The organism is Pseudomonas cavernae (genome assembly GCF_003595175.1).
Taxonomy (GTDB): domain Bacteria; phylum Pseudomonadota; class Gammaproteobacteria; order Pseudomonadales; family Pseudomonadaceae; genus Aquipseudomonas; species Aquipseudomonas cavernae.
The window spans coordinates 1,525,240-1,546,398 of the sequence record NZ_CP032419.1; the positions used below are offsets into that span (position 1 = coordinate 1,525,240).

Consider the following 21,159-nt stretch of genomic DNA (forward strand, 5'->3'; position numbering starts at 1 on the left):
GGAGCCAGACAGATGTACAGTCTCGACGACCTGCTTTACCTGATGGCTCGCCTGCGTGATCCGCAGTACGGCTGCCCGTGGGACCTCAAGCAAAGCTACGCGACCATAGTGCCGCATACCCTCGAGGAAGCCTATGAGGTCGCCGATGCCATCGAGCGCGGCGACTTCGCGCACTTGCCCGGCGAACTCGGCGACCTGCTGTTCCAGGTGGTGTATTACAGCCAGCTGGCCCGCGAGGAGGGGCGCTTCGACTTCGCCGCGGTGGTCGACGGCATCACCCGCAAGCTGATCCGCCGCCACCCGCATGTGTTCGTCGACGGCGACCTGTATGGCAAACCGGATGCCGCACGGCTGGAAGAGGCAGCGGTCAAGCAGCGCTGGGAAGAGCTGAAGGCCGAAGAGCGGGCGGCCAAGGCCATGGAGCCGGAGCAACTGTCGCTGCTCGACGACGTGCCGACGGCCTTGCCGGCATTGTCGCGGGCGGTGAAGCTGCAGAAGCGGGCCGCCCAGGTCGGCTTCGACTGGCCGGAGGCGCTGCCGGTGCTGGACAAGGTCCGCGAGGAACTGGACGAAGTGCTGGAGGCCATGAGCGAAAACGACCCGCAGGCGATTGCCGAGGAAGTCGGCGACCTGCTGTTCGTGGTCACCAACCTCGCCCGCCACCTCAAGGTCGACCCGGAAGCCGCCCTGCGCGCGGCCAACGGCAAGTTCGAGCGGCGCTTTCGTTTCATCGAACAGGCCTTGCGCACTGCCGGCCAGCCCATCGAAGATTGCACCCTGGAACAACTGGATGCCCTCTGGGGCGAAGCCAAGAAGCAGGAAAAGCAGGTTTTTGGCTGCTGAGAGGGCGCCCGCAGGCGGCTCTTTCCAGCTGAAGTAGGAACGGCAACAACACCGGCAAGGCGTGAAGTTGCGCTCACTGAATCCTTTGAGAAGCGTTGTTTATGAGTATTTCCCTTCGCGACCAACTGCTGAAAGCCGGGCTGGTCAATGAAAAGCAGGCCAAACAGGCCAGCAAACAGCAACAAAAACAGCAGCGCCTGGAGAAGAAAGGCCAGGTCGAGATCGATGACGCGCAGAAGCGCGCGGCGTTGCAGGCCATGGCCGAAAAGGCGGCGCGTGATCAGGAGCTGAACCGCCAGCAGCAGGAAAAGGTGCAGAAGAAGGCCGAAGCGGCGCAGATCAAGCAACTGATCGAACACAGCCGCCTGCCCAAGCTGACCGGCGAGGATTACTACAACTTCGTCGACGACAAGAAGATCAAGCGCCTGCCGGTCAACAGCCTAATGCGCAACAAGCTGAGCAGCGGTTCGCTGGCCATCGTCCGTCATGCCGGCGGCTATGAAGTGATCCCGCGCGAGGCGGCGTTGAGGATTCAGGAGCGCGACGCCATGCGCATCGTCCTGCTCAATGCCCCGACCGAGGCACCGGATGCCGACGACCCCTATGCCGCCTACCAGGTGCCGGACGATCTGATGTGGTAACTCTTCAGCATCGTTAAAAAAACCGGGGGCTGCCCGGTTTTTTTATGTCCATGAAAACCCTTTTTCTGGTTTGGGCATCCAGAGGCGGGGTGCTCTAAAGCTTGTTTCTGTGACGACGGCCAGTTTTTTGTGTGCCGGTTCGCATATCGATAAATCCTGTACTAGTGTACCGAATTGCAATCATAGCGACCCAGGAGACTCCTACTTACCCAATAAGTTCCCTCTGTGCGACAAGCAGGCATATAAAATTTCTTTCAGTGAAAGGACATAATAAAAATGAATGCCACGGCCCAGCTGCCCCATCAGTACAGGAATGACGAGATTGATTTGCGGGCCTTGCTAAAGTCCTTATGGGCTCAGAAGTCCCTGATCCTCGCAGTGGCTCTCACCGTCGCCGCCATTGGCGCTTGCTACGTCTTCCTCGCCACCCCTCAATACCAGGTCCAGAGCTTAGTGCGGCCGGCTGCACTCAAGGACCTGGATGAGCTCAATGCAACAGGCTTGTACCAGCTGACGCCGGCGAATGCTTTGAAGCGGGTGGGAGCCGCTGCAGAATCTTTTGGCGTACGTTTGCAGTTCTTCCGCGACAATCCCGACTTGCTTGCCCCATTGCTACAGGCCGATCAATCGCCGGAGCAGACCTTCGAACGCTTCAATCGTGAGGCTTTCTCCGTTCTGCAGCCTGACCCCAAAAAGACTTCAGGCTTCTCTTCCTATGTCGGCCTCAGTCTGACCTATCCAGCGGGAGTCGATGGGGTGGGTATTGTGAATGGCCTGATCAACTCCGTCATCGAGAGTGAGCGAAATAGGATTCGGGAAGACTTCAAGGCCGTGGTCGCCAATCGCCTGGCTCTGGTGCAGAGCCAAATGGCTGCCCAGCGGGCCAGCTATGAGGCGGGCAAGGAGGCTAGGATTGCCGCCTTGCTCGAGACCGATCGGCTGAAGAAGAATCTGCTTCAGGATGAGTTGAATGCGCTGCGCCAGCAGTTGCAGACCCGCCGGCAGAACCGCATCAAGCAGCTTGACGAAGCGATTTTAATCGCCGGACAGCTAGGGATCGCTAAGCCAACCACACCCGCTGCTCTCGGTGAGAGTGGCAGAGAGGTGCAGGGCAGTGTGATCCGGACTGAAGTGAATAATCAGCAGATTCCTCTGTATTTCATGGGGGTCGAGGCCCTGCAGGCCGAACGGGCAGCATTGGTGGCGCGTCGCTCGGATGATTTCACGGAGCCGCGTATCTCTGAGATCCAAAAGGAGTTGAGCTTGTTGGCTCATGGCCGCGAAGTAGAGAGCTTGCGGCAGCGTGAGAATGAGGATCTCTTTCTGAAAAACCTTGGTCAATTGCGAGAGGAAAAGGCTCGTCTAGAAGGACTGCATGTCGATTTCTCGCGCATTCAGCTGGTGGATATCGATCAGGTCGCGGTCGCCCCTCAGGCCCCGATCAAGCCGAGGAAGATTCTGATCCTGGGATTGGGTTTGATGCTGGGGCTGATGCTAGGGGTTTTCGCTGCGATGCTTCGGGTGATGTTTGAACGCCCGGCGGAGGCCCACGCCACGACATCCCGGCATCTCTTCGAGGCTGCATATTCTTAGTAGGTGCGCATAGGGCGTAAAAGCCGGATAAGTCGGGTTTCTGTGTGTAACGACTATTGAGTGCTGCCAGTCCAGGGCATGGATGGATAGCTTGCGAGGGAATCTCTAGTTGCGGGTTGTGGGAGGCGGATCGCGATCTGCAGGAGCAGCCCCTTCTTGCTTGCTGTGGTTTGGTGGTCAGTGCTTCAGCCTTGAACGGTTCGGCACGAAGCGCTCAAGTGCCTGACAGAATTAGTAAATATCCTGGTAGGCGATGGCTTTTGTCCCGTTGCCGATGGCGCAGATCGAGCAGCTGATCGAGCACGGTCACCTACCCAGGCTGGTCGGCGAGGATTACTACAGCTCCGTCGACGAGAAGATCAAGCGCCTGCCGGTCAACAACCTGATGCGCAACAAGTTGAGCAGCGGTTCGCTGGCCATCGTCCATCCGGCGGCTAGGAAGTGATTCCCGGCGTTGAAAATTCAGGAACGCACTGCCACGCGCATCGTCCTGTTCGACACCCCCGACCGAAGCGCCAGATGTGGACGCCTCCCATATTTGATGTGGTAACCCGGGGCAGATAAAACCGCGTCAATAAAAAAGCCGGGCAGTTGGCCCGGCTTTTTTGTGGCGGCTGGATTACTGGCTGCGGCCCTTGACCGGCTTACCGTCCACCGTGCCGTCCTGCAGCATGATCTGATATTCCTTGCCGTCCTTCTCGACCTGCTGCAGGCGCACCAGCAGGTAGTCCCAGTCCTTGGCGAACCAGAGCACGGTCTTGCGGTTGCTCTGGGTCGGGTCGCGGACCCGCTCGACCTTAATCGCGTCGATCAGGCCGGCCTTGGTTTCCACCACTTCCTCACCGAGTACGCGGAAGTCGTAGGTTTCGACCTCGTCGCCATCGACCACCTGGTAGCTCATGCTTTGCTTGCCGGCGGCCACATCGTGCTGTAGCACCACTTGATAGGTCGACTTGTCTTGCAGGCCGCGGTTGAGCGGCAGGCGCACCTGGTTGCCGCGATCGCTGCCGAGGATCTGCTTTTCGTTCCAGTCGAAGTCCAGCTCGACCTGCTTGGCTTTACCCAGGCCGCCCCGGTTGAAGCGGTAGGTCAGCGGCAGGAAGGTGTCTTTCTCGACCCGGAAGGTGCTCTGTTCGGACAGGCTGGCGACCAGCATGGAGGCCTCGAAGTCGAGCAGCCAGCGGCCATCGGCCTCGGCCTTCAGGCTGCGCACGGCGCTGCCGCCGACCGGCACTTGTTTCCAGTCCGCGGTGTAGCTGGCGGAGAAGGGTTTGAGTTCCAGGGCCTGAACCGGCAGGGCGAGTGCGGCAAGGGCGAGCAACAGGGCGCGCAGCATAGAATCTCCTAGGTCCGTATCAGGTGGCCGGTGGCCGGTAGGGATTGGCCATCCAGCATTGCGCCGTGGTCGCCGAGGCGCAAGCGGCCACTGGCGAACCAGCCGACGGCCAGCGGGTAGATGCGATGTTCTTGCACATGTACGCGCTGGGCCAGGCTTTCCGGCGTGTCATCCGACTGTACCGGGATTATTGCCTGTACGACCAGAGGGCCGCCATCGAGTTCCTCGGTGACGAAGTGCACGCTGCAGCCATGCTCGGCATCGGCGGCTTCCAGCGCCCGCTGGTGAGTGTGTAACCCTTTGTGTTTGGGCAGCAGCGACGGGTGGATGTTCAGCAGGCGGCCCTGGTAATGGCGGACGAATGCCGGGCTGAGGATGCGCATGAAGCCGGCCAGCACCACCAGTTGCGGGTCATGGCTGTCGATCAGTTCGATCAGCGCGGCGTCGAAGGCTTCGCGGCCGTCGAACGCCTTGTGATCCAGGACCTCGGCGGCGATGCCCGCCGCCTTGGCCCGCTCAAGGCCATAGGCGTCGGCGCGGTTGGAAATCACCGCGCAGATCCGCGCCGGCTGGTCAGCGTCGCGAAAGCTGTCGATCAGCGCCTGCAGGTTGCTGCCGGAGCCGGAGATCAGCACCACAACATTGCACTGTGCAGCCATCAGTGCGCCTTGAGGTTGTTCAGTACGACCTGCGCAGCGCCTTCGGCGGCGCTGCCGATCTGGCCAATCACCCAGGGCTGCTCGCCGCTGGCACGCAGGTTGGCCAGGGTCGCTTCGACCTTATCCTGGGCGACGCAGATGACCATGCCGACGCCGCAGTTGAGTACGCGATGCATCTCGTGCTCGTCGACGTTGCCTTGCTCTTGCAGCCAGTCGAATACCGCCGGGCGTTGCCAGCTGGCGACGTCGATCACCGCCTGGGCGCCTTCCGGCAGCACGCGCGGGATGTTGTCGAGCAGACCGCCGCCGGTGATGTGGGCCATGGCCTTGACCGCACCGGTGTCCTTGATCAGCTTGAGCAGCGGTTTGACGTAGATGCGCGTCGGCGCCATCAGCAGTTCGGTCAGCGGCTGGCCGTCGAGCTGGATGGTCGCGATGTCGGCGCCCGCCACTTCGATGATCTTGCGGATCAGCGAGTAGCCATTGGAGTGCGGGCCGGAGGAGGGCAGGGCGATCAGCGCGTCGCCGGTCTGCACCTTGGAGCCGTCGATGATTTCGGCCTTTTCCACCACTCCGACGCAGAAGCCGGCCAGGTCGTAGTCTTCGCCTTCGTACATGCCCGGCATCTCGGCGGTCTCACCGCCGACCAGCGAGCAGCCGGCCAGTTCGCAGCCGGCGCCGATGCCGGTGACCACGGTGGCGGCGACGTCGACGTTGAGCTTGCCGGTGGCGTAGTAATCGAGGAAGAACAGCGGCTCGGCGCCGCAGACCACCAGGTCGTTGACGCACATGGCGACCAGGTCCTGGCCGATGCTGTCGTGCTTGTTGAGGTTCAGGGCCAGACGCAGCTTGGTGCCGACGCCGTCGGTGCCGGAGACCAATACCGGCTGCTTGTAACCGGCCGGGATCTCGCACAGCGCGCCGAAACCGCCCAGGCCGCCCATGACTTCCGGACGCGCGGTGCGCTTGGCCACGCCCTTGATGCGTTCGACCAGGGCTTCGCCCGCATCGATGTCTACACCGGCGTCCTTGTAGCTGATGGAGGGTTGCTTGCTCATAGATCCAGGCCTTTGAGGGAGTTCAGAGGGGCGACCGCTGCCGGTCTGCGAAGGCGCGCGATTTTAGCAGGCTTGCCGGCCAGCGGCCATCGACGGCCATAGTTCGGGCGCGCGCGGGCATGGCGCGCGCCTGTCGATCCGACGAACTACCGTGGCGCTCGGGCCAATCAGCAGCGGAAACGCTCCACCGACTTCGACAGGGCGCCCGCCAGCGTTTCCAACTCCTCGGTGGTGCGGCGGGTTTCGCCAATCACCTGGCTGTTGTCGGAGGACATCGCGGCGATGCTTTCCACCTGCTGGGCGATTTCATTGCTGGCCAGGCTCTGCTCGCCGATGGTGCGGGAGATATCCTTGACCAGTTGCGTCGTGTTCAGGGTCGCTTCGAGGATTTCACTGATGGCTCGTTCGACATCGGCGGTGACCGCCATGCCTTTGTCGACCTGGGTTACCCCAGCCTCCATGCTGCTGACCGCCTCGCGGGTGCTGTGCTGAATGCGTTGCACCATATCGGCGATTTCCTGGGTCGAGGTGCCGGTACGGGCGGCCAGTTGCCGGACTTCGTCGGCGACCACGGCAAAGCCGCGGCCCTGTTCACCGGCGCGGGCCGCTTCGATGGCGGCGTTGAGCGCGAGCAGGTTGGTCTGATCGGCGATGCCCTTGATCACTTGAATGATGCTGAAAATCTGTTCCGAGTCCTGGTTCAGGGTACGGATCACTTGGGCGGACTGCTGGACTGATTGGGCAATGTCGCCCATGTCCTCGACCACTTGATGGATCACTCGGCCGCCATTTTTGGCCAGATGTTCGGCCTGGCTTGCCATGCTCAGCGCGTGTTCGGCATGGCGGGTGATCTCCTCGATACTGGCCGTCATTTCACTGGTCGCCGCCGCCATGGTGCTGGCGGCGCCGCTCTGTTGCTGGCTGCTCTCGGCGATCTGGCGACAGCCACCGGCCAGTCGGCGGCTAATGGCGTCGACACCATGGGCGTTGCCGCTGATCAATTCGATCATCCCGCGCAAGTCACGCTGCATCGTCGACAAGCTGCGAATCAAGGCGCTGGCTTCGTCCCGGTGGGCGGGGGCGTCGATGTGTATGCCCAGGTCGCCCTGCGCGGTGGTCGCGGCGATGTGGCTGGCGGTTTGCAGCGGCCGGATGATGCTGCGGATGCTCCATGCCGCCTGCAGGATAAGCAGCAGAAGGCTGGCGGCCAGCACCAAGCCGAGGCTGAGGTTGGCGGTACTGATCGCGGCCTTGGCCTCATCGCCGGTAAGGTGGGCATTCTTCTCGATCAGTTCGCTGAGCACCTCCAGATCGCCCTCCAATTGCTCGAAGGCGGCGAGAAACTCAGGCAGGCCTTGCTGCCCGGCCTGCGGATCGCTGATGGCGAGGCCGATGATGCGTTCGGCGGCGGCAATATAGGCATCGAGGCTGGGCTTGGCTTGGGTCAGGCCGGCGCGGATCTCGGCGTTGACCGGCAGGGCCAAGTTTTGTTCCAGCAGCTTGCGAAAACGTGCGGCATGCTCCTGGAGCCCGCTGCGTACCTCTTCGGCCGAGGTCGGACTCTTGCCCAGGCCGACCAGCATGGCGGACAGCACATCGGCGCGGAGGGCGTCGTGCATCATGTCGCCCTCCAGGTGGTTGCGCAGGGCGGCCAGACTGACCACGTTGTCGCTCATGGCGGCGGCCGTCCGCGTATTGCCCCAGAAACTGACCAGGCCCATGACCAGCGCAGCGAGTAGGCAGGTTGCGGTGAGCAGCAATAGGCGCAGTTTGATCGTCATATTGACTCCTTAGCTGGGGATGGCGCCGATTGATGCTTCGGCCATGGTGCGGATTGTTCTGATCCGCTATCGGCAAAATGTCGCGCGGCAATAGGGTGAGGCTTGCGCCGGCGGACCGGCGGCATTGGTTGCCGGGCCGCTGGCGGCTGTTTAAGGTATAGGCCTTGTGTCCCGAAGCCTTGCGAGAGTCCCATGCGCGTGTTTGCCCGTCTGTTCTGCTGCTGGCTGACCCTGTTCAGCGTGCCGTCCTTCGCGGCCACGGTCGCCGATCTCTATCAGGTGCGCGAGCCGGTCACCAGCCAGACCCCCGAGGAGCGCAGCGCGGCTCTGGGCCGTGCCCTGGATACCCTGGTGCTGCGCCTGACCGGCGACAGCAAGGCGGCGCAGAGTCCGGCCTTGGCGGCCTTGCGCAAGGACCCGCAGCAGGTGATCAGCCAGTACGGCTACGAGAACGGTCCGCCCCCGGTGTTGGTGGTGGATTTCGACCCGGTCAGCACCGACCGTAGCTTGCGTCAGGCCGGTTTGCCGCTCTGGGGGGCCAATCGCCCGGCAATCCTGGCCTGGTGGCTGAACACCTCCGCTGAAGGCGCCAGTCTGGTCGGCGATGCCCAGGCCAGTGCCGCACCGCTGCAGCGTGCGGCGCAACGGCGTGGGTTGCCGCTGCGCTTGCCGCTGGCGGACCTGGATGAGCAACTGCTTGGCACCGCGGAAAACCTCGGCGCCGGCAAGCCGGATGCCCTGCGCCAAGCCTCCGAACGTTACGCGGCGGACGCCCTGCTGGCGGTCGATGCCCGCGAGGAAGCGGGGCAGTGGCAGGCGCAGTGGCGTCTGTGGATGGGCGACAGCCGCGAGCAAGGCAGCGCCCAGGGCGCCGATGCCGACAGCCTGGCCGATGCCGTGCTGCTGGCGGTGAGCGAGCGCCTGGCCCCGCGTTTCGTCGTTGCCCCAGGTGCCGCCTCTGGCAAACTGACCCTGGAAGTACAAGGCGCCAACCTGGCCCGCTACGCCGAGATCGGCCGCCTGCTGGAGCCGTTCGGGGCGAAGCTGCGGCAAGTGGTCGGTGACCGCCTGATCTATGAGGTTAACGCCAGCGCCGAGCAATTACGTGCGCAGTTGGCCTTGGCTCATTTGCAGGAGGTGGCGGCCGCGCCGCCCGAGGCCGCTCAGGCACCGGCAGATGGCAGCACGCCAACGCTGCAGCCGCGTGGCGATGTCCTGCATTTCCGCTGGTAGTTCGGTTCAACCCGGCGGCCATGTTGGCCGCCTACAAGGATGACCATGCACCAACTGCCTAACCTGCTGACGTTGCTGCGTCTGGCTCTGACCATACCGATTGCCTGCCTGCTATTGGCCGAGCGCCATGCGCAGGCGCTGTCGCTGTTCGCCGTGGCGGGGGCATCCGACGCGCTGGATGGTTTTCTCGCCCGCCGCTTCGGCTGGACCAGTCGTCTCGGTTCGATCCTCGATCCGCTGGCGGACAAGCTGCTGCTGGTCACCAGTTACGTCTGCCTGGCGCTGAGCGCGGTGTTGCCCTGGTGGCTGACTCTGCTGGTGCTGCTGCGCGATGCTCTGATCGTCGGCGGTGCCGCCCTCTATAGGCAGCTGCGCGGACCCTTCGCGTTTCGCCCGAGCTGGCTGGGTAAGGCGTCTACCCTGCTGCAAATCGTTCTGGTGCTGGCCGTGCTGCTGGAACTGTCTGTCTTCCCGGCCTTCGTCGTGGTGCATTGGCCGCTGGTCGCCGCCGTAGTCGGGTTGACCCTGCTGAGCGGCGGCGATTATCTGCGCACCTGGATCGCTAAATTTCGGGCCACGAGGCTGCCAGCATGAACGTTTCCCGTCACTGGTTCGGCTTGGTCGGCTTGCTTCTGCTCGGTTGGCTGTTGTATCTGCTGCACCCTATTCTCTCGCCCTTTCTGATCGGCGTGCTGCTCGCCTATATGGGCGATCCGCTGGTCGATCGCCTGGAGCGCTGGAAGCTGTCGCGCACCTGGGCCGTGGTGGTGGTGTTCGCGCTGTTCAGCCTGATGCTGCTGGTGTTGCTGCTGGTCCTGGTGCCGATGCTCGGTCGGCAACTGGTGCGCCTCTACGAACTGGCGCCGCAGATGCTCGACTGGCTGCAGCACACGGCATTGCCCTGGGTACAGGCGCAATTGGGCCTGGCCGACAGTTTCTGGCGCTTCGACCAACTCAAGGCGGCGTTATCCGAGCATCTGGGCAAGACCACTGACATCGTCGGCGCGGTGCTGGCCCAGGCGACCGCTTCCAGCCTGGCGCTGCTCGGCTGGCTGGGTAATCTGCTGCTGATCCCGGTGGTCAGCTTCTACCTGCTGCGCGACTGGGACCTGCTGGTGGCCAAGCTGCGCGGTCTGCTGCCGCGCCGCCGCGAGGACTTCGTCGTGCAGCTGGTCGGCGAGTGCCATGAGGTGCTCGGCGCCTTCCTGCGCGGCCAGTTGCTGGTGATGTTGGCGCTCGGCGTGATCTATGCCAGCGGCCTGATGCTGGTTGGGTTGGAGCTGGGGCTGTTGATCGGCCTGATCGCCGGGCTGGCCAGCATCGTGCCCTACATGGGCTTCGTGGTCGGCTTCGGCGCGGCGGTGACGGCGGGGCTGTTCCAGTTCGGTGTGGAGTTCTACCCGCTGTTGGGGATCGCCGCGGTATTCATGGTCGGTCAGCTGCTCGAGGGTATGCTGCTGACCCCCTGGTTGGTGGGTGACCGCATCGGCCTGCATCCGGTGGCGGTTATCTTCGCCATCCTCGCCGGCGGTCAGCTGTTCGGCTTCACCGGCGTCCTGCTGGCCCTGCCGGTGGCCGCGGTGATCATGGTTTTGCTGCGTCATGTGCATGATTTGTATAAACTTTCGAATCTTTATCGAGAGTCCATCGACGGTTTCGACGAACCGTCCAATCCGGCATGAAACCGACCCAGCTGCCTCTAGGCGTTCGTCTACGCGATGACGCCACCTTCGCCAACTACTATCCCGGCGCCAATGCGGCCGCCCTCGGCTATGTCGAGCGCTTGTGCGAAGCCGATGCCGGCTGGACGGAGAGCCTGATCTACCTGTGGGGCGGTGAAGGCGTCGGGCGCAGTCATTTGCTGCAGGCGGCCTGTCTGCGCTTCGAGCAGCACGGTGAGCAGGCGGTGTATCTGCCGCTGACCGAGGTGGTCGAGTACGGCCCGGTCTTGCTGGACAACCTCGAGCAATGCGAGCTGGTGTGTCTGGATGATCTCGACGCCGTGGCCGGCCGTGACGACTGGGAAGTGGCGCTGTTCCATCTGTTCAACCGTCTGCGCGACAGTGGCCGGCGCCTGCTGCTGGCGGCGAGCGCCGCGCCGCGCGAGCTGGCAATACGTTTGCCCGATCTGCAGTCGCGCTTGAGTTTGGCGCTGGTGTTCCAGCTGCAGTCGCTGTCCGACGAAGACAAGCTGCGCGCCCTGCAACTGCGCGCCTCGCGCCGGGGCCTGCATCTGACCGACGAGGTCGGGCGCTTCATCCTCACCCGTGGTACGCGCAGCATGAGCGCACTGTTCGAGTTGCTCGAACAGCTGGATCAGGCCTCGTTGCAGGCGCAACGCAAGCTGACCATCCCCTTCCTCAAGGAAGTGCTGCACTGGTAACGCCGTCAGCCGACACCTGCTTGCCTTTGTAGCGTATTTATTCGCGAATTTGAGCAGCTCCGCACGGCCCTTTTCGCGAATAAATTCGCTCCTACAGGGGCTATCCGTTTATTCCCCCGCCAGCTTGCGGTCGTACTGGAAACGCCAGCGCGTGTAGAGCAGGGCGGTGCAGAACAACACCAGGCTGAGCAGCGCCTCGCTCCAGCCCAGGACGCTGCGGCTCGGGTCGAAGGCGGCGAGCACGCCCTTGATGAAGTACAGGTTGACCACGAAGCACAGCCAGGCGTGTGCCCGCGCATTGCCCAGCAGCAGGCCGGGGGCGAGGATCAGCAGCGGCGCCAGTTCGATCAGCAGGATCACCCAGGTCCGCGCACCGTGTAGGTCGGCGAAGACCAAGTCCCACACCAATAGCAAGAGCACCAGGGCGAAGTAGCACAGCAGGCTGAGCAGGCGGCTGGCGTTCAGCCGCGGTTGCAGCCAGTCGAGGGACGGCAGGGGTTTTGCTTTTTTAGCCACGGCCACGCTCCAGGTGCGAGGCGGTTTGCGCCAGTCTCTGGCCGAGCGAGCGGCAGAGGGCGATTTCGTGCTCGTCCAGCGCGCGCTTGCCGTCGGCGCCGGCATGGTGGCTGGCGCCATAGGGGGTGCCGCCGCCGCGGGTTTCCAGCAGGGCGGCCTCGCTGTAGGGCAGGCCGGTGATGAGCATGCCGTGATGCAGCAGTGGCAGCAGCATCGACAGCAGGGTGCTTTCCTGGCCGCCATGCAGGCTGGCGGTGGTGGTGAAGACCCCGGCCGGTTTGCCGACCAGTTCGCCGGTCAGCCACAGGTTGCTGGTGCCATCGATGAAGTATTTCAGCGGTGCGGCCATGTTACCGAAGCGGGTTGGGCTGCCAAGCGCCAGGCCGGCGCAGTTCTTCAGATCATCGAGGCTGGCATACAGCGCGCCTTCCTCGGGAATGGCCGGCGCCACTGCCTCGCATTCGGTGGACACCGGCGGCACGGTGCGCAGACGCGCTTCCAGGCCGCCGAGCTCGACGCCGCGGGCGATCTGCCGGGCCATCTCGGCGGTAGAACCGTGGCGGCTGTAGTAGAGCACCAGGATGTAGGGGGCGCTCATGGCAGGATCTCCAGGACTTTCTCCGGCGGGCGGCCAATCACCGCCTTGTCGCCGGCAACCAGAATCGGTCGCTCGATCAGCCGCGGATGGCTAGCCATGGCTTCGACCAGTTGCGCTTCGCTGAGGCTGCTGTCGGCCAGGTTGAGCGCTTGGTACTCGTCCTCGCCGCTGCGCAGCAGTTGCCGGGCGCTCAAGCCGAGCTTGGCCAGTAGGGCGCGCAGTTCGTCGGCACTGGGCGGCGTTTCCAGGTAGCGCACCACGGTCGGCGCCAGGCCGCGGGCTTCGAGCAGCTCCAGCGCGGCGCGGGATTTCGAGCAGCGTGGGTTGTGATAGAGGGTCAGATCGGTCATTTGCATGTCGCATCCGGTATAAGGTGGCGGCTATTCTACCCGCGTCGGCGTAGCTGTCTGCACAGGCTGCAGGGTTTGCGGCGGCGGAGAGGGGGTGGCCGATAAGTCGCTAAGGAGATGGCATGCGCCAAGGCGTTGCTGATGTTGTGGAATTCTGGCGTTTCCTGTTGCAGCGCTTCATCGATGATCGCGCGCCCAACAGTGCCGCCGCACTGACCTACACCACCCTGTTCGCGGTGGTGCCGATGATGACCGTGACTTTCGCCATGCTCTCGGCGATTCCGGTGTTTCAGGGCGTTGGTGAGCAGATTCAGCGCTTTATCTTTCACAACTTCCTGCCGGCTTCCGGAGAGACGGTGCAGGAGTATCTGACCAGCTTCACCCTCCAGGCCCGCCAGCTGACCTGGCTCGGGGTGATTTTCCTGGCGGTCACGGCCTTCACCATGCTGGTCACTGTGGAGAAGGCCTTCAATACCATTTGGCGGGTGCGCCAGCCACGCCGCGGAGTGTCCAGCTTCCTGCTTTATTGGGCGATTCTCAGCCTCGGGCCCTTGCTGCTCGGCGCCGGTTTTGCGGTGAGCACCTATATCACCTCGCTGTCGTTGATTTCCGGGCCGGATGCGGTGATCGGCGCGAAAACCCTGCTGCGTTTCGCCCCGCTGCTATCCAGCGTGGCCGCCTTCACCCTGATTTACGCGACAGTGCCGAACACCCGCGTGCCGTTCAAACATGCGTTGGTCGGCGGGGTGCTGGCGGCCGTGCTGTTCGAGTTGGCGAAGATGCTGTTCGGCCTTTATGTCCGCCTGTTTCCCGGTTATCAGCTGATCTATGGCGCCTTTGCCACGGTGCCGCTGTTCCTGTTATGGATCTACCTGTCCTGGCTGATCGTCCTGCTCGGCGCCGAGCTGGTGTGCAACCTGTCCAGTTCCAGGCACTGGCGGCGCCGGGCCGTGCCGCGCCTGCTGGTGGTACTGGGCATTCTGCGGGTGTTCCACGACAGCCAGCTGCGCGGTGAGGTGGTCAGCCATCGCCACGTGCAGAGCCAGGGCTGGCTGCTGCCGGAGGACGAGTGGGACGAGATCCTCGGTTTTCTCGAAGGCGAACAGTTGATCTGTCGTGCCAGTGGCGGGGCCTGGGTGCTGTGCCGTGATCTGGCGCATTACAGCCTGGCTCAGCTGCTCAGTCGCAGCCCCTGGCCGTTACCGCGGCTTGCCCAATTGCCCAGGGCGCTGGACGAATCCTGGTATCCCGGTTTGCGGCTGGCGCTCGAGCGCTTTTACCAGCATCAGCAGGCGCTGTTCGGCGCCAGCCTGGCGCAATGGCTGCAATCCCATGCACCCGAGGGGCCGGGTGGAATCGCCGAAGCGGACAAGTGACGTAAAAAGTCAGTTTGCGGCGCGTTGCTTCGCCGCCTTCCGGCATCACCCTCGAAGCAGCCAAGACATGGCCCCCGCAGGGTTGGCACGCTTCTGGCTCTGCTCATGAGGGATTGCTGTCATGTTGCCAGCAATGCATGACTGCCGAAGGGATGATGAGCGAGATGAGTCGTACGCAGGGCAAAGTCCTTCAACTGCAGCGCTGTAAACCCGAGCAAGCTCTGGAGCGTCTGAATCGGCTCACCGGGCTGCGCTTTGTCTGCTGGCCCGAGTCCTTGCGTGGGGCCGGTGTGGCAGGGCCTGAACCGACGGTGGAGACCATTCCACTGGAAGCCGGGCGGCGCTAGAAACACGAACCCCGCGCTTGGGCGCGGGGTTCGGTCATCCAGCGACCGAATCAGGCCAACGCTTGCTGGCTCTCGCTGCTGGCTTGTTCCACGGGCTGAACGAACAGTTCCTCGACAATCAGGCTGCGGACGGCGACTGCCGAACGCAACTGCACCTGCATGTCCTTGACCTTCTGCTTCACCGCCAGCCGCGCGACACCCGATAACAGGATCTTGTTGTGGGCGTTGACCTTGCCATGGTCGATCGTCGCCTCGCGGCGTACGCCGCCATCCTCATAGCTGACCAGCAGGGACACCGGCAGATTGGCCAGGCCAGGCAGGTGCAGCCAAGCGGCGATATTGTATTCGGCAACGCGGCCTTCGTAAGGGGTGACGATCAAGCGGGCCGTATCGCTGATGCGCGATGGCACGTTGCCGATCAGCTGGTCGTGGGCTTGGGTCATTGCGGGCTTCCGGGCTGATAACGGGTCAACGCTGCTAGATGGGAATTCAGCCGGGCGTTGATCGTGCCGATTATAGGCTCGCCCGTTTCGTTGAAACTGTGCGCTCAGGCGCCGGGTGGCGTGACCCGTCTCGCAGTTCAGGCTCTTACGCCAGCTTCAGTGGGTAGCGGGCCACCAGCGGCGTCGCCAGGTTGGCAGTGGTCAGCGGGACTATGGCCTGGTTATGCACGCTGGCCAGCTGCAGCCAGAGATTTTCCCCTTCGACGAACTGACCGGTCGCTAGCCACAGGCCGTGGTGCCAGGCATTGCCCGGCACCGGCGTGCTTTGCAGCACGCCGGGGTGAGTCTGGGCGCTGGGCGCACGGCGCAGCCAGACGGGGCGGGGCAGGCCCTTGAGGTAGCGGATGCCGAGGTGCAGGCCTTCGCTATTGAGATGACGCCAGCGGATCAGGGCCAGCGTCGGTGTGCCGCTCGGGCTGAGCAGCAGAAGCAATTGCCCGACCGGCAGTCGGGGGCCCTGGTCGGCATTGCAGAGCAGGCGTGCCCCGCCGGGGCTGACGTCGAGTACCTGCGCCGAGCATTGGCTGGGGCGCTGGTCGAGCAGCTGGGCGTGAATGGCGGCCAGGCCAATGATCAACTGGCAGTTGCTCTGCTGGTCGGTACGCAAGTGGCGGCGCTGCTGGCGGCCCAGCCAGTGCTGGTGGACGCGCTCCAGCACCTGACGTTCCTTACCGCTTTGCAGTGGTGCCGGTTCATGCAGGGCGACCAGCAGGGCACCTAGTTCGAATCGGCGCAGGTATTGGTTGTCGATTTCCGCGATCTGCTCGAGCATCAGGCAGGGTTGGGCCGCGGTGAGGTCGATCGTTGGTCCTTCGGTGTCTCCAGTCTCGTCCTCGTCCCAGGGCTGCAGGCGGGCCAGGCCTGCCAGCGGCGCGAGGGCACTGAACAGCGCCGGGCCTTCACCTTCGGCCAGATGGAAGGGATTGCTCAGGGCCATCAGCAGCATCTGTTGGTAGAGCCCGCGCAGGGTGTTGGCTGGCTGCGGTTGAAAGGCGGCGGCGACCGGTTCGTCCAGACAGTTCTGGTATTCGCCGATCCAGTACAACAGGTGGCTGTCGCGCCACAGGCTGGGCGGCGGCTCCTGATACAACTGGTAATTTCGCAGCAGGGTCTGGGCGAGAAAGTGCTGGGCCATGTACAGGCACCAAGCCAGGTGCGGGCGCGAGGGATGGCGGCTCTGGAGGATCTGCAGCAACAAGCGCTTGAAGCCCACCGCCAGTTCCGCGCACAGGCGCACGAACAGCGCTGGCGGCGGGCGCTCGTCGCTGTAGGGCTGGGCGTAATGGCGGAATTCCTCGCTGAAGCTTTGCAGGGTGCGCTGCCTTTCGAGTAAGGTCATGGCACTGCGATTCAGCCGGAACGACAGGCTCAAGACCTGTTGCAGCCCATGCTCCGGGGGCTGCAGACGCGCATTGGCGAGCTGCGCCTGGAGATCGGCGAGCGGCTCCGCATGCTCATCGTGGATGTCTGGCACCTCCAGACGCAAAGCATCCAGTGTCATATCAACCCTGCATATATGAGGATCGACTGCATGGACGTGCGACTCCAGAGGGTGATGAGAGGGTTGGTCATGGGGATTGTCGCCGGGCTCTTGCTGGCCGGTTGTGTCGAGGACGCGGGTGTCGACCAGCATGGGCGAAAGGTAGCGGTTGAGCGCCTGGAAGGCCAGTGGTTAGTGATCAATTACTGGGCCGAGTGGTGTGGGCCCTGCCGCACCGAGATTCCCGAGTTGAACCGTCTGGCCGAGCAGCTCAAGGGGCAGCCGGTCGAGGTGTTCGGGGTGAATTTCGATGGCCTGCAGGGTGACGAATTGACTCAGGCGGCGGAATCTTTGGGGATTCGTTTTACCGTGCTGGCGCAGGACCCGGCGGCGCGTTTCGATCTGCCGCGTAGCGAGGCGCTGCCAGTGACTTATATCGTCGATCCCCAGGGTAAGGTGCGTGAGCGCTTGATGGGGGAGCAGAACGCGGCGGGGCTGAGCAAGCGCCTGGCCGAACTGCAGGCCGGCAAGTAACCACCGAGGAGCGAGACGATGGCGCGCATCTGTATGCATGGTTATGTCAGCGGGCGGGTTCAGGGCGTGAGTTTTCGCCAGTACACCGAGGAACAGGCCGAGCGCCTGGAGCTGGATGGTTGGGTGCGCAATTTGCCAGATGGCCGGGTGGAGGTGCTGTTCGAAGGCGAAGAGGACGCCGTGCGGGAGTTGGCGGCCTGGCTCGAGCGGGGTCCGGCGAGTGCCAGGGTCGAGGCGGTGGCGCTGGAGCAGCAGGGGCTGCAGGGCGTCGCCGGGTTTGTCATACGCCGCTAGGTCTCAGGGTTTGACATACCAGAAGTCTTGCCACAGGCCGATCACTTTGGCCGGATAGGCGTTCTGGCCGAGGCTGCCGTTGTAGCGGGCGAGGGCGCGACTGAGGTCGCCGTGCTCCTTCTTCAGGTAGTAGCTGAGAATGGTGCAGCCGTAGCGCAGGTTGGTGGCATTGTCGGTCAGGTTGTCCTGCGGGCGCCCCAGTTCGGCCTTCCAGAATGGCATCACCTGCATCATGCCTTGCGCCCCCACCGAGGAAATGGCGAAGCGGTCGAAGCGGCTTTCGGCGTGGATCAGGGCGATGACCAGGTCCGGGCGAAGGCCGGCTTTGCTGGCTTCGCGATGCACCAGTCGAAGCAGATGGAGGCGTTCCTCGACAGCCGGCAGGTAGCGGGCGAGGCGGGTGGACATGTCCAGCAGCCAGACTTCTGCCTCGAAGCGATCTTGAAAACTGTCGGCTTCGGCGACCGTACGCTGCAGCAGGCTGCGTAATCCCGGCTCGGGGGCTTGGCGCAGATTGGCCGCGGCCGGTGCGGCCAGCAGCAGGAGGCTCAGCAGGGCGAAGCAAATCCGCGCCGGCATGGCTGGCCTCAGTTACTGCTACCGGGGTCTGCGGCCAGGCGGCCGGCGTCTTTCAGCAGAGATTTGAGGAAGTCCTGTTGCAGCTCGGGGTCGTTGCGGGTCAGTTCGACCAGGCTCTGCTCCAGCTCGCTGGCTTCCTCTTCCAGGCCCAAATCGGATAGGCGCTTGACCCGGTGCACCCATTGCGGCACCTCATCATCTTCCAGGTCGTCGTAGATCAGCGCGTGGGCTTCCAGCAGCTTGCCACGCAGGGTGCGGCTGACCAGCAGGGTGGCATCGGCGCGGGCATTGTCCTGCGGATCTTCGACGCCCAGTTGCAACTTGCCGACGCGGCTGACGTCCTGCTCGGCAAAGGGGCCGTCGAGCAGGTTGAGGCGCAGGACGCCGTTACGATCGGTGGTCAGCTCGTGGGTTTCAGCGCCGGCCTTGACCTGCACTGGCCGTTCCGCCCATGGCAGGCTGGAGTATTCCATCCGCTGGTCCAGCTGTTTCTCGTCGATGCCGGCGAGGTTCTGCTGGGAGCGGCCATTGGATTGCGCGTTCATCAGCGGGTTAAGACCGGCGAAACCGTAGCTGATCCAGTCCTTGGTAACGGTATCTGGCAGGCTGCCGAGCATGACCACATTCAGCACGTTGGCACCGATACCAGCTACCACCGCCACGGCGCCGAGCGGGATTTCGTAGGCCTCGCGCCAGGGTTGATAGGGGGTGTAGCGATCATAGCGTCGCGTGACCTCGAACTCGGTGACTTCGAAGGTCTTCTGTTCGTTGATCCGCACGCGGCGCTGCGGCAGCTCCAGCACGCGCGGCTCGCCGACTTCGATCTGCAGGCTGTGGTTCAGCAGTTTGCGCTCGACTCGTTCCTCATGCTCGCTGCGCTGCGGCAAGTGGTTGGCGCAACCACTGAGAAAGAGGGCGCCGCAGAGCGCGGCGCCACCGAGACGGAAGGTACTTCGTGGGAACATGATGTCTCTTGGTGATGGGCTGGATCAGCGATGGACACGAGCCTGGATGAAGGAGAGCACATCGGCGACCGGTATGGCCTGAGCCTCGGTCTCCTGGCGATTCTTGTATTCCAGGTTGCCTTCGGCCAGACCGCGATCGCTGACGACGATGCGGTGGGGGATGCCAATCAGCTCCATGTCCGCGAATTTGATGCCCGGGCTGGTCTTTTTGTCACGGTCGTCGAGCAGCACTTCGAAACCGGCAGTCGTCAGTTCGGCGTAGAGCTTGTCGGTGGCGGCGCGCACTTCTTCGTTCTCGTAACGCAGCGCTACCAGGGCGATCTGGAAGGGGGCCAGGATGTCGTTCCAGATAATCCCGCGTTCGTCGTGGTTCTGCTCAATGGCGGCAGCCACCACGCGGGACACGCCGATGCCATAGCAGCCCATGGTGAGCACGGCCGGTTTGCCGTTTTCGCCCATGACCGTGCAGCCCATCGCTTCACTGTATTTGGTGCCGAGTTGGAAGATATGACCGACCTCGATGCCGCGTTTGATTTCCAGGCTACCCTGGCCATCCGGGCTTGGGTCGCCGGCGACCACGTTACGCAGGTCGGCGACTTCCGGCAGCGGCAGGTCGCGTTCCCAGTTGACGCCAAAGTAATGCTTGTCATCGATGTTGGCGCCGATGGCGAAGTCGCTCATCAGAGCCACCGAGCGGTCGATGATGCATGGCAGCGGCAGGTTCAGCGGGCCAAGAGAGCCGGCGCCGGCACCGATGGCGCTGCGCAGTTCGGCTTCCGAGGCGAATGCCAGGGGGCTGGCGACCTGGGCCAGGTTGGCAGCCTTGATCTCGTTCAGTTCATGATCGCCGCGCACCATCAGGGCGATCAGGGTGCCGGCTTCGACGCCGTGTACCACCAGTGTCTTGATGGTTTTCTCGATGGGTAGATTGAAACCCTCCACCAGTTCGGCAATGGTCTTCGCATTCGGCGTGTCGACCAGGCGCAGTGCTTCGGTCGCTGCGCCGCGCACGGTTTCGCGTGGCAGGGCTTCGGCTTTCTCGATGTTGGCGGCGTAGTCGGAGCTGTCGCTGAAGGCGATGTCATCTTCGCCGGACGCGGCCAGTACATGAAATTCGTGGGAGCCGGTGCCGCCAATCGAGCCGGTATCGGCTTGCACGGGGCGGAAGTTCAACCCGAGGCGGCTGAAAATATTGCTGTAGGCCAAGTGCATGCGGTCGTAGGTTTCCTGCAGCGAAGCCTGGTCGAGGTGGAAGGAGTAGGCATCCTTCATGATGAACTCGCGGCCACGCATCAGACCGAAGCGCGGGCGGATCTCGTCACGGAACTTGGTCTGGATCTGGTACAGGTTGATGGGCAGCTGCTTGTAGCTGCTCAGCTCGTTACGGGCCAGATCGGTGATGACTTCCTCGTGGGTCGGGCCGGCGCAAAAGTCGCGCTCATGGCGGTCCTTGAGGCGCAGCAGTTCGGGGCCGTACTGCTCCCAACGGCCGGACTCCTGCCACAACTCGGCCGGTTGAATGCCGGGCATCAGCACTTCCAGGGCGCCCGCGGCATTCATCTCATCGCGCACCACGGCTTCGACTTTGCGCAGCACACGCAGGCCCATGGGTAGCCAGGTGTACAGGCCAGAGGCCAGTTTGCGGATCATGCCGGCGCGCAGCATCAGCTGATGGCTGATGACAACGGCATCGGACGGGGTTTCTTTGAGGGTCGAGAGCAGGTACTGACTGGTACGCATGGTTGGCCGTTATATCGGTTGCGAAGGCTGGAAATAGGTCGGCATTGTACGGCGCCCGTACAGTCGCGTACAGGATTGCGGCTGGGCTAACAAGGTGGCCGGTATGGCGAGTTGACTGCGGAGCAGGCGCAGAAACTGATTCGTCTGGGGGCGCTTACGGATTGAGCATCTGCGGAAGGTTGTTGAAGGTCGATCTGAATATCAACGTCCTGACTAAACCGAAGCCACTGGATCTGCTGGACGTTTGCGTTTGTCGCGGCGCCAGGCGGTATGCAAGGTCAACCTGATTTCCTGGGGAGGCTTGGATCAGTTGGTGGTGTACGCCTTGTCGCTTTGGGCTGGCCAGTTTC

General features: G+C 63.3%; 22 protein-coding genes and 2 pseudogenes. 11 read left to right on the plus strand and 13 right to left on the minus strand.

Annotation, left to right across the window (positions count from 1 at the left end):
• The first annotated feature begins 12 nt into the window (after positions 1 to 12).
• From mazG to D3880_RS23310, 4 genes and pseudogenes are all read left to right on the plus strand, one after another.
• Positions 13 to 843 (plus strand): nucleoside triphosphate pyrophosphohydrolase, encoded by an 831-nt coding sequence (mazG, locus tag D3880_RS07045; protein WP_119892773.1) that lies wholly within the window; start codon positions 13 to 15, stop codon positions 841 to 843.
• Positions 844 to 944: 101 nt separating this feature from the next.
• Positions 945 to 1,484 carry a DUF2058 domain-containing protein gene (locus D3880_RS07050; RefSeq protein ID WP_119892774.1) on the plus strand — a complete coding sequence of 180 codons (540 nt, stop codon included), beginning with the start codon at positions 945 to 947 and terminating at the stop codon, positions 1,482 to 1,484.
• Positions 1,485 to 1,760: 276 nt separating this feature from the next.
• Positions 1,761 to 3,077 carry a Wzz/FepE/Etk N-terminal domain-containing protein gene (locus D3880_RS07055; protein ID WP_119892775.1) on the plus strand — a complete coding sequence of 439 codons (1,317 nt, stop codon included), beginning with the start codon at positions 1,761 to 1,763 and terminating at the stop codon, positions 3,075 to 3,077.
• 277 nt (positions 3,078 to 3,354) lie between these two features.
• Positions 3,355 to 3,619: pseudogene (locus D3880_RS23310) on the plus strand (DUF2058 family protein); the annotation flags it as partial.
• 77 nt (positions 3,620 to 3,696) lie between these two features.
• On the opposite strand, the gene D3880_RS07065 reads toward D3880_RS23310, so the two are convergent.
• From D3880_RS07065 to D3880_RS23320, 5 genes and pseudogenes are all read right to left on the minus strand, one after another.
• Positions 3,697 to 4,413, minus strand: a complete 717-nt coding sequence (locus tag D3880_RS07065) for a DUF3108 domain-containing protein (protein ID WP_119892777.1) — start codon at positions 4,411 to 4,413, stop codon at positions 3,697 to 3,699.
• An 8-nt stretch (positions 4,414 to 4,421) separates the two neighbouring features.
• Positions 4,422 to 5,072, minus strand: coding sequence for a phosphoribosylglycinamide formyltransferase (gene purN / locus D3880_RS07070; protein ID WP_119892778.1), 651 nt, complete (start codon positions 5,070 to 5,072; stop codon positions 4,422 to 4,424).
• Positions 5,072 to 6,130 carry a phosphoribosylformylglycinamidine cyclo-ligase gene (gene purM, locus D3880_RS07075; RefSeq protein ID WP_119892779.1) on the minus strand — a complete coding sequence of 353 codons (1,059 nt, stop codon included), beginning with the start codon at positions 6,128 to 6,130 and terminating at the stop codon, positions 5,072 to 5,074. Before purM ends, purN begins: the two co-directional genes overlap by 1 nt.
• 167 nt (positions 6,131 to 6,297) lie before the next feature.
• Positions 6,298 to 7,161, minus strand: coding sequence for a methyl-accepting chemotaxis protein (locus D3880_RS23315; RefSeq protein WP_420800861.1), 864 nt, complete (start codon positions 7,159 to 7,161; stop codon positions 6,298 to 6,300).
• A 276-nt stretch (positions 7,162 to 7,437) separates the two neighbouring features.
• Positions 7,438 to 7,911, minus strand: a pseudogene (locus D3880_RS23320) (methyl-accepting chemotaxis protein); the annotation flags it as partial.
• A gap of 192 nt (positions 7,912 to 8,103) precedes the next feature.
• Here D3880_RS23320 and D3880_RS07085 point away from each other — a divergent pair.
• From D3880_RS07085 to hda, 4 genes are read left to right on the plus strand one after another with little or no spacing between them, the layout of a single operon-like run.
• Entirely contained in the window at positions 8,104 to 9,144 is a 1,041-nt protein-coding gene (locus tag D3880_RS07085; protein ID WP_119892781.1) for a DUF2066 domain-containing protein, read from the plus strand.
• 45 nt (positions 9,145 to 9,189) lie between these two features.
• On the plus strand, positions 9,190 to 9,738 hold the full coding sequence (locus D3880_RS07090; RefSeq protein WP_119892782.1) for a CDP-alcohol phosphatidyltransferase family protein: 549 nt from the start codon (positions 9,190 to 9,192) through the stop codon (positions 9,736 to 9,738).
• Positions 9,735 to 10,826, plus strand: coding sequence for an AI-2E family transporter (locus D3880_RS07095; RefSeq protein WP_119892783.1), 1,092 nt, complete (start codon positions 9,735 to 9,737; stop codon positions 10,824 to 10,826). The genes D3880_RS07090 and D3880_RS07095 overlap by 4 nt, the downstream gene beginning before the upstream one ends.
• Entirely contained in the window at positions 10,823 to 11,527 is a 705-nt protein-coding gene (gene hda / locus D3880_RS07100; RefSeq protein ID WP_119892784.1) for a DnaA regulatory inactivator Hda, read from the plus strand. Before D3880_RS07095 ends, hda begins: the two co-directional genes overlap by 4 nt.
• Positions 11,528 to 11,635: 108 nt before the next feature.
• Here hda and D3880_RS07105 read toward each other — a convergent pair whose 3' ends face one another.
• Genes D3880_RS07105 through arsC form a run of 3 tightly spaced genes read right to left on the minus strand, consistent with a single transcriptional unit; the run spans position 11,636 to position 12,991 of the window.
• Positions 11,636 to 12,043 carry a DUF2069 domain-containing protein gene (locus tag D3880_RS07105; RefSeq protein ID WP_119892785.1) on the minus strand — a complete coding sequence of 136 codons (408 nt, stop codon included), beginning with the start codon at positions 12,041 to 12,043 and terminating at the stop codon, positions 11,636 to 11,638.
• Positions 12,036 to 12,641: an NAD(P)H:quinone oxidoreductase gene (gene wrbA, locus D3880_RS07110; RefSeq protein WP_119892786.1), complete on the minus strand. Its 606-nt coding sequence runs from the start codon at positions 12,639 to 12,641 to the stop codon at positions 12,036 to 12,038. Before wrbA ends, D3880_RS07105 begins: the two co-directional genes overlap by 8 nt.
• Positions 12,638 to 12,991 (minus strand): arsenate reductase (glutaredoxin), encoded by a 354-nt coding sequence (arsC, locus tag D3880_RS07115; RefSeq protein WP_119895686.1) that lies wholly within the window; start codon positions 12,989 to 12,991, stop codon positions 12,638 to 12,640. The genes wrbA and arsC overlap by 4 nt, the downstream gene beginning before the upstream one ends.
• A gap of 122 nt (positions 12,992 to 13,113) precedes the next feature.
• On the opposite strand from arsC, the gene D3880_RS07120 reads away from it, so the two are divergent.
• The gene (locus tag D3880_RS07120; protein ID WP_119892787.1) at positions 13,114 to 14,367 is read left to right on the plus strand and encodes a virulence factor BrkB family protein; all 1,254 of its coding nucleotides are present in this window, start codon (positions 13,114 to 13,116) and stop codon (positions 14,365 to 14,367) included.
• A gap of 397 nt (positions 14,368 to 14,764) precedes the next feature.
• Here the strand turns inward: D3880_RS07120 and D3880_RS07125 are convergent, their stop codons facing one another.
• Both D3880_RS07125 and D3880_RS07130 read right to left on the minus strand, forming a co-directional pair.
• Complete coding sequence (locus tag D3880_RS07125; RefSeq protein ID WP_119892788.1) at positions 14,765 to 15,157, minus strand: hypothetical protein; 393 nt, start codon at positions 15,155 to 15,157, stop codon at positions 14,765 to 14,767.
• Positions 15,158 to 15,302: 145 nt separating this feature from the next.
• Positions 15,303 to 16,718, minus strand: coding sequence for a PilZ domain-containing protein (locus D3880_RS07130; protein WP_119892789.1), 1,416 nt, complete (start codon positions 16,716 to 16,718; stop codon positions 15,303 to 15,305).
• A gap of 30 nt (positions 16,719 to 16,748) precedes the next feature.
• Between D3880_RS07130 and D3880_RS07135 the strand changes: the two genes are divergently transcribed.
• Entirely contained in the window at positions 16,749 to 17,231 is a 483-nt protein-coding gene (locus D3880_RS07135) for a TlpA disulfide reductase family protein (protein ID WP_238474416.1), read from the plus strand.
• An 18-nt stretch (positions 17,232 to 17,249) separates the two neighbouring features.
• Positions 17,250 to 17,525: an acylphosphatase gene (locus tag D3880_RS07140; RefSeq protein WP_119892790.1), complete on the plus strand. Its 276-nt coding sequence runs from the start codon at positions 17,250 to 17,252 to the stop codon at positions 17,523 to 17,525.
• A gap of 3 nt (positions 17,526 to 17,528) precedes the next feature.
• On the opposite strand, the gene D3880_RS07145 is transcribed toward D3880_RS07140, so the two are convergent.
• From D3880_RS07145 to D3880_RS07155, 3 genes are read right to left on the minus strand one after another with little or no spacing between them, the layout of a single operon-like run.
• Entirely contained in the window at positions 17,529 to 18,104 is a 576-nt protein-coding gene (locus D3880_RS07145) for a transglycosylase SLT domain-containing protein (protein WP_119892791.1), read from the minus strand.
• Positions 18,105 to 18,112: 8 nt separating this feature from the next.
• Positions 18,113 to 19,069, minus strand: coding sequence for a hypothetical protein (locus D3880_RS07150; RefSeq protein WP_119892792.1), 957 nt, complete (start codon positions 19,067 to 19,069; stop codon positions 18,113 to 18,115).
• A gap of 24 nt (positions 19,070 to 19,093) precedes the next feature.
• Positions 19,094 to 20,809: a proline--tRNA ligase gene (locus tag D3880_RS07155; protein WP_119892793.1), complete on the minus strand. Its 1,716-nt coding sequence runs from the start codon at positions 20,807 to 20,809 to the stop codon at positions 19,094 to 19,096.
• Positions 20,810 to 21,159: the final 350 nt, after the last annotated feature.

Excerpts from the sequence above, each read along its gene's own strand:
- D3880_RS07140 (WP_119892790.1), top strand. The coding sequence starts at position 17,250 with ATGGCGCGCATCTGTATGCATGGTTATGTCAGCGGGCGGGTTCAGGGC.
- D3880_RS07150 (WP_119892792.1), bottom strand. The coding sequence starts at position 19,069 with ATGTTCCCACGAAGTACCTTCCGTCTCGGTGGCGCCGCGCTCTGCGGC.
- mazG (WP_119892773.1), top strand. The coding sequence starts at position 13 with ATGTACAGTCTCGACGACCTGCTTTACCTGATGGCTCGCCTGCGTGAT.
- D3880_RS07065 (WP_119892777.1), bottom strand. The coding sequence starts at position 4,413 with ATGCTGCGCGCCCTGTTGCTCGCCCTTGCCGCACTCGCCCTGCCGGTT.
- D3880_RS07125 (WP_119892788.1), bottom strand. The coding sequence starts at position 15,157 with ATGACCCAAGCCCACGACCAGCTGATCGGCAACGTGCCATCGCGCATC.
- D3880_RS07085 (WP_119892781.1), top strand. The coding sequence starts at position 8,104 with ATGCGCGTGTTTGCCCGTCTGTTCTGCTGCTGGCTGACCCTGTTCAGC.
- D3880_RS07155 (WP_119892793.1), bottom strand. The coding sequence starts at position 20,809 with ATGCGTACCAGTCAGTACCTGCTCTCGACCCTCAAAGAAACCCCGTCC.
- arsC (WP_119895686.1), bottom strand. The coding sequence starts at position 12,991 with ATGACCGATCTGACCCTCTATCACAACCCACGCTGCTCGAAATCCCGC.
- hda (WP_119892784.1), top strand. The coding sequence starts at position 10,823 with ATGAAACCGACCCAGCTGCCTCTAGGCGTTCGTCTACGCGATGACGCC.
- D3880_RS07055 (WP_119892775.1), top strand. The coding sequence starts at position 1,761 with ATGAATGCCACGGCCCAGCTGCCCCATCAGTACAGGAATGACGAGATT.
- wrbA (WP_119892786.1), bottom strand. The coding sequence starts at position 12,641 with ATGAGCGCCCCCTACATCCTGGTGCTCTACTACAGCCGCCACGGTTCT.
- D3880_RS07050 (WP_119892774.1), top strand. The coding sequence starts at position 945 with ATGAGTATTTCCCTTCGCGACCAACTGCTGAAAGCCGGGCTGGTCAAT.
- D3880_RS07135 (WP_238474416.1), top strand. The coding sequence starts at position 16,749 with ATGGACGTGCGACTCCAGAGGGTGATGAGAGGGTTGGTCATGGGGATT.
- D3880_RS07090 (WP_119892782.1), top strand. The coding sequence starts at position 9,190 with ATGCACCAACTGCCTAACCTGCTGACGTTGCTGCGTCTGGCTCTGACC.
- D3880_RS23315 (WP_420800861.1), bottom strand. The coding sequence starts at position 7,161 with ATGCAGCGTGACTTGCGCGGGATGATCGAATTGATCAGCGGCAACGCC.
- D3880_RS07095 (WP_119892783.1), top strand. The coding sequence starts at position 9,735 with ATGAACGTTTCCCGTCACTGGTTCGGCTTGGTCGGCTTGCTTCTGCTC.
- D3880_RS07120 (WP_119892787.1), top strand. The coding sequence starts at position 13,114 with ATGCGCCAAGGCGTTGCTGATGTTGTGGAATTCTGGCGTTTCCTGTTG.
- purN (WP_119892778.1), bottom strand. The coding sequence starts at position 5,072 with ATGGCTGCACAGTGCAATGTTGTGGTGCTGATCTCCGGCTCCGGCAGC.
- D3880_RS07145 (WP_119892791.1), bottom strand. The coding sequence starts at position 18,104 with ATGCCGGCGCGGATTTGCTTCGCCCTGCTGAGCCTCCTGCTGCTGGCC.
- D3880_RS07130 (WP_119892789.1), bottom strand. The coding sequence starts at position 16,718 with ATGACACTGGATGCTTTGCGTCTGGAGGTGCCAGACATCCACGATGAG.
- purM (WP_119892779.1), bottom strand. The coding sequence starts at position 6,130 with ATGAGCAAGCAACCCTCCATCAGCTACAAGGACGCCGGTGTAGACATC.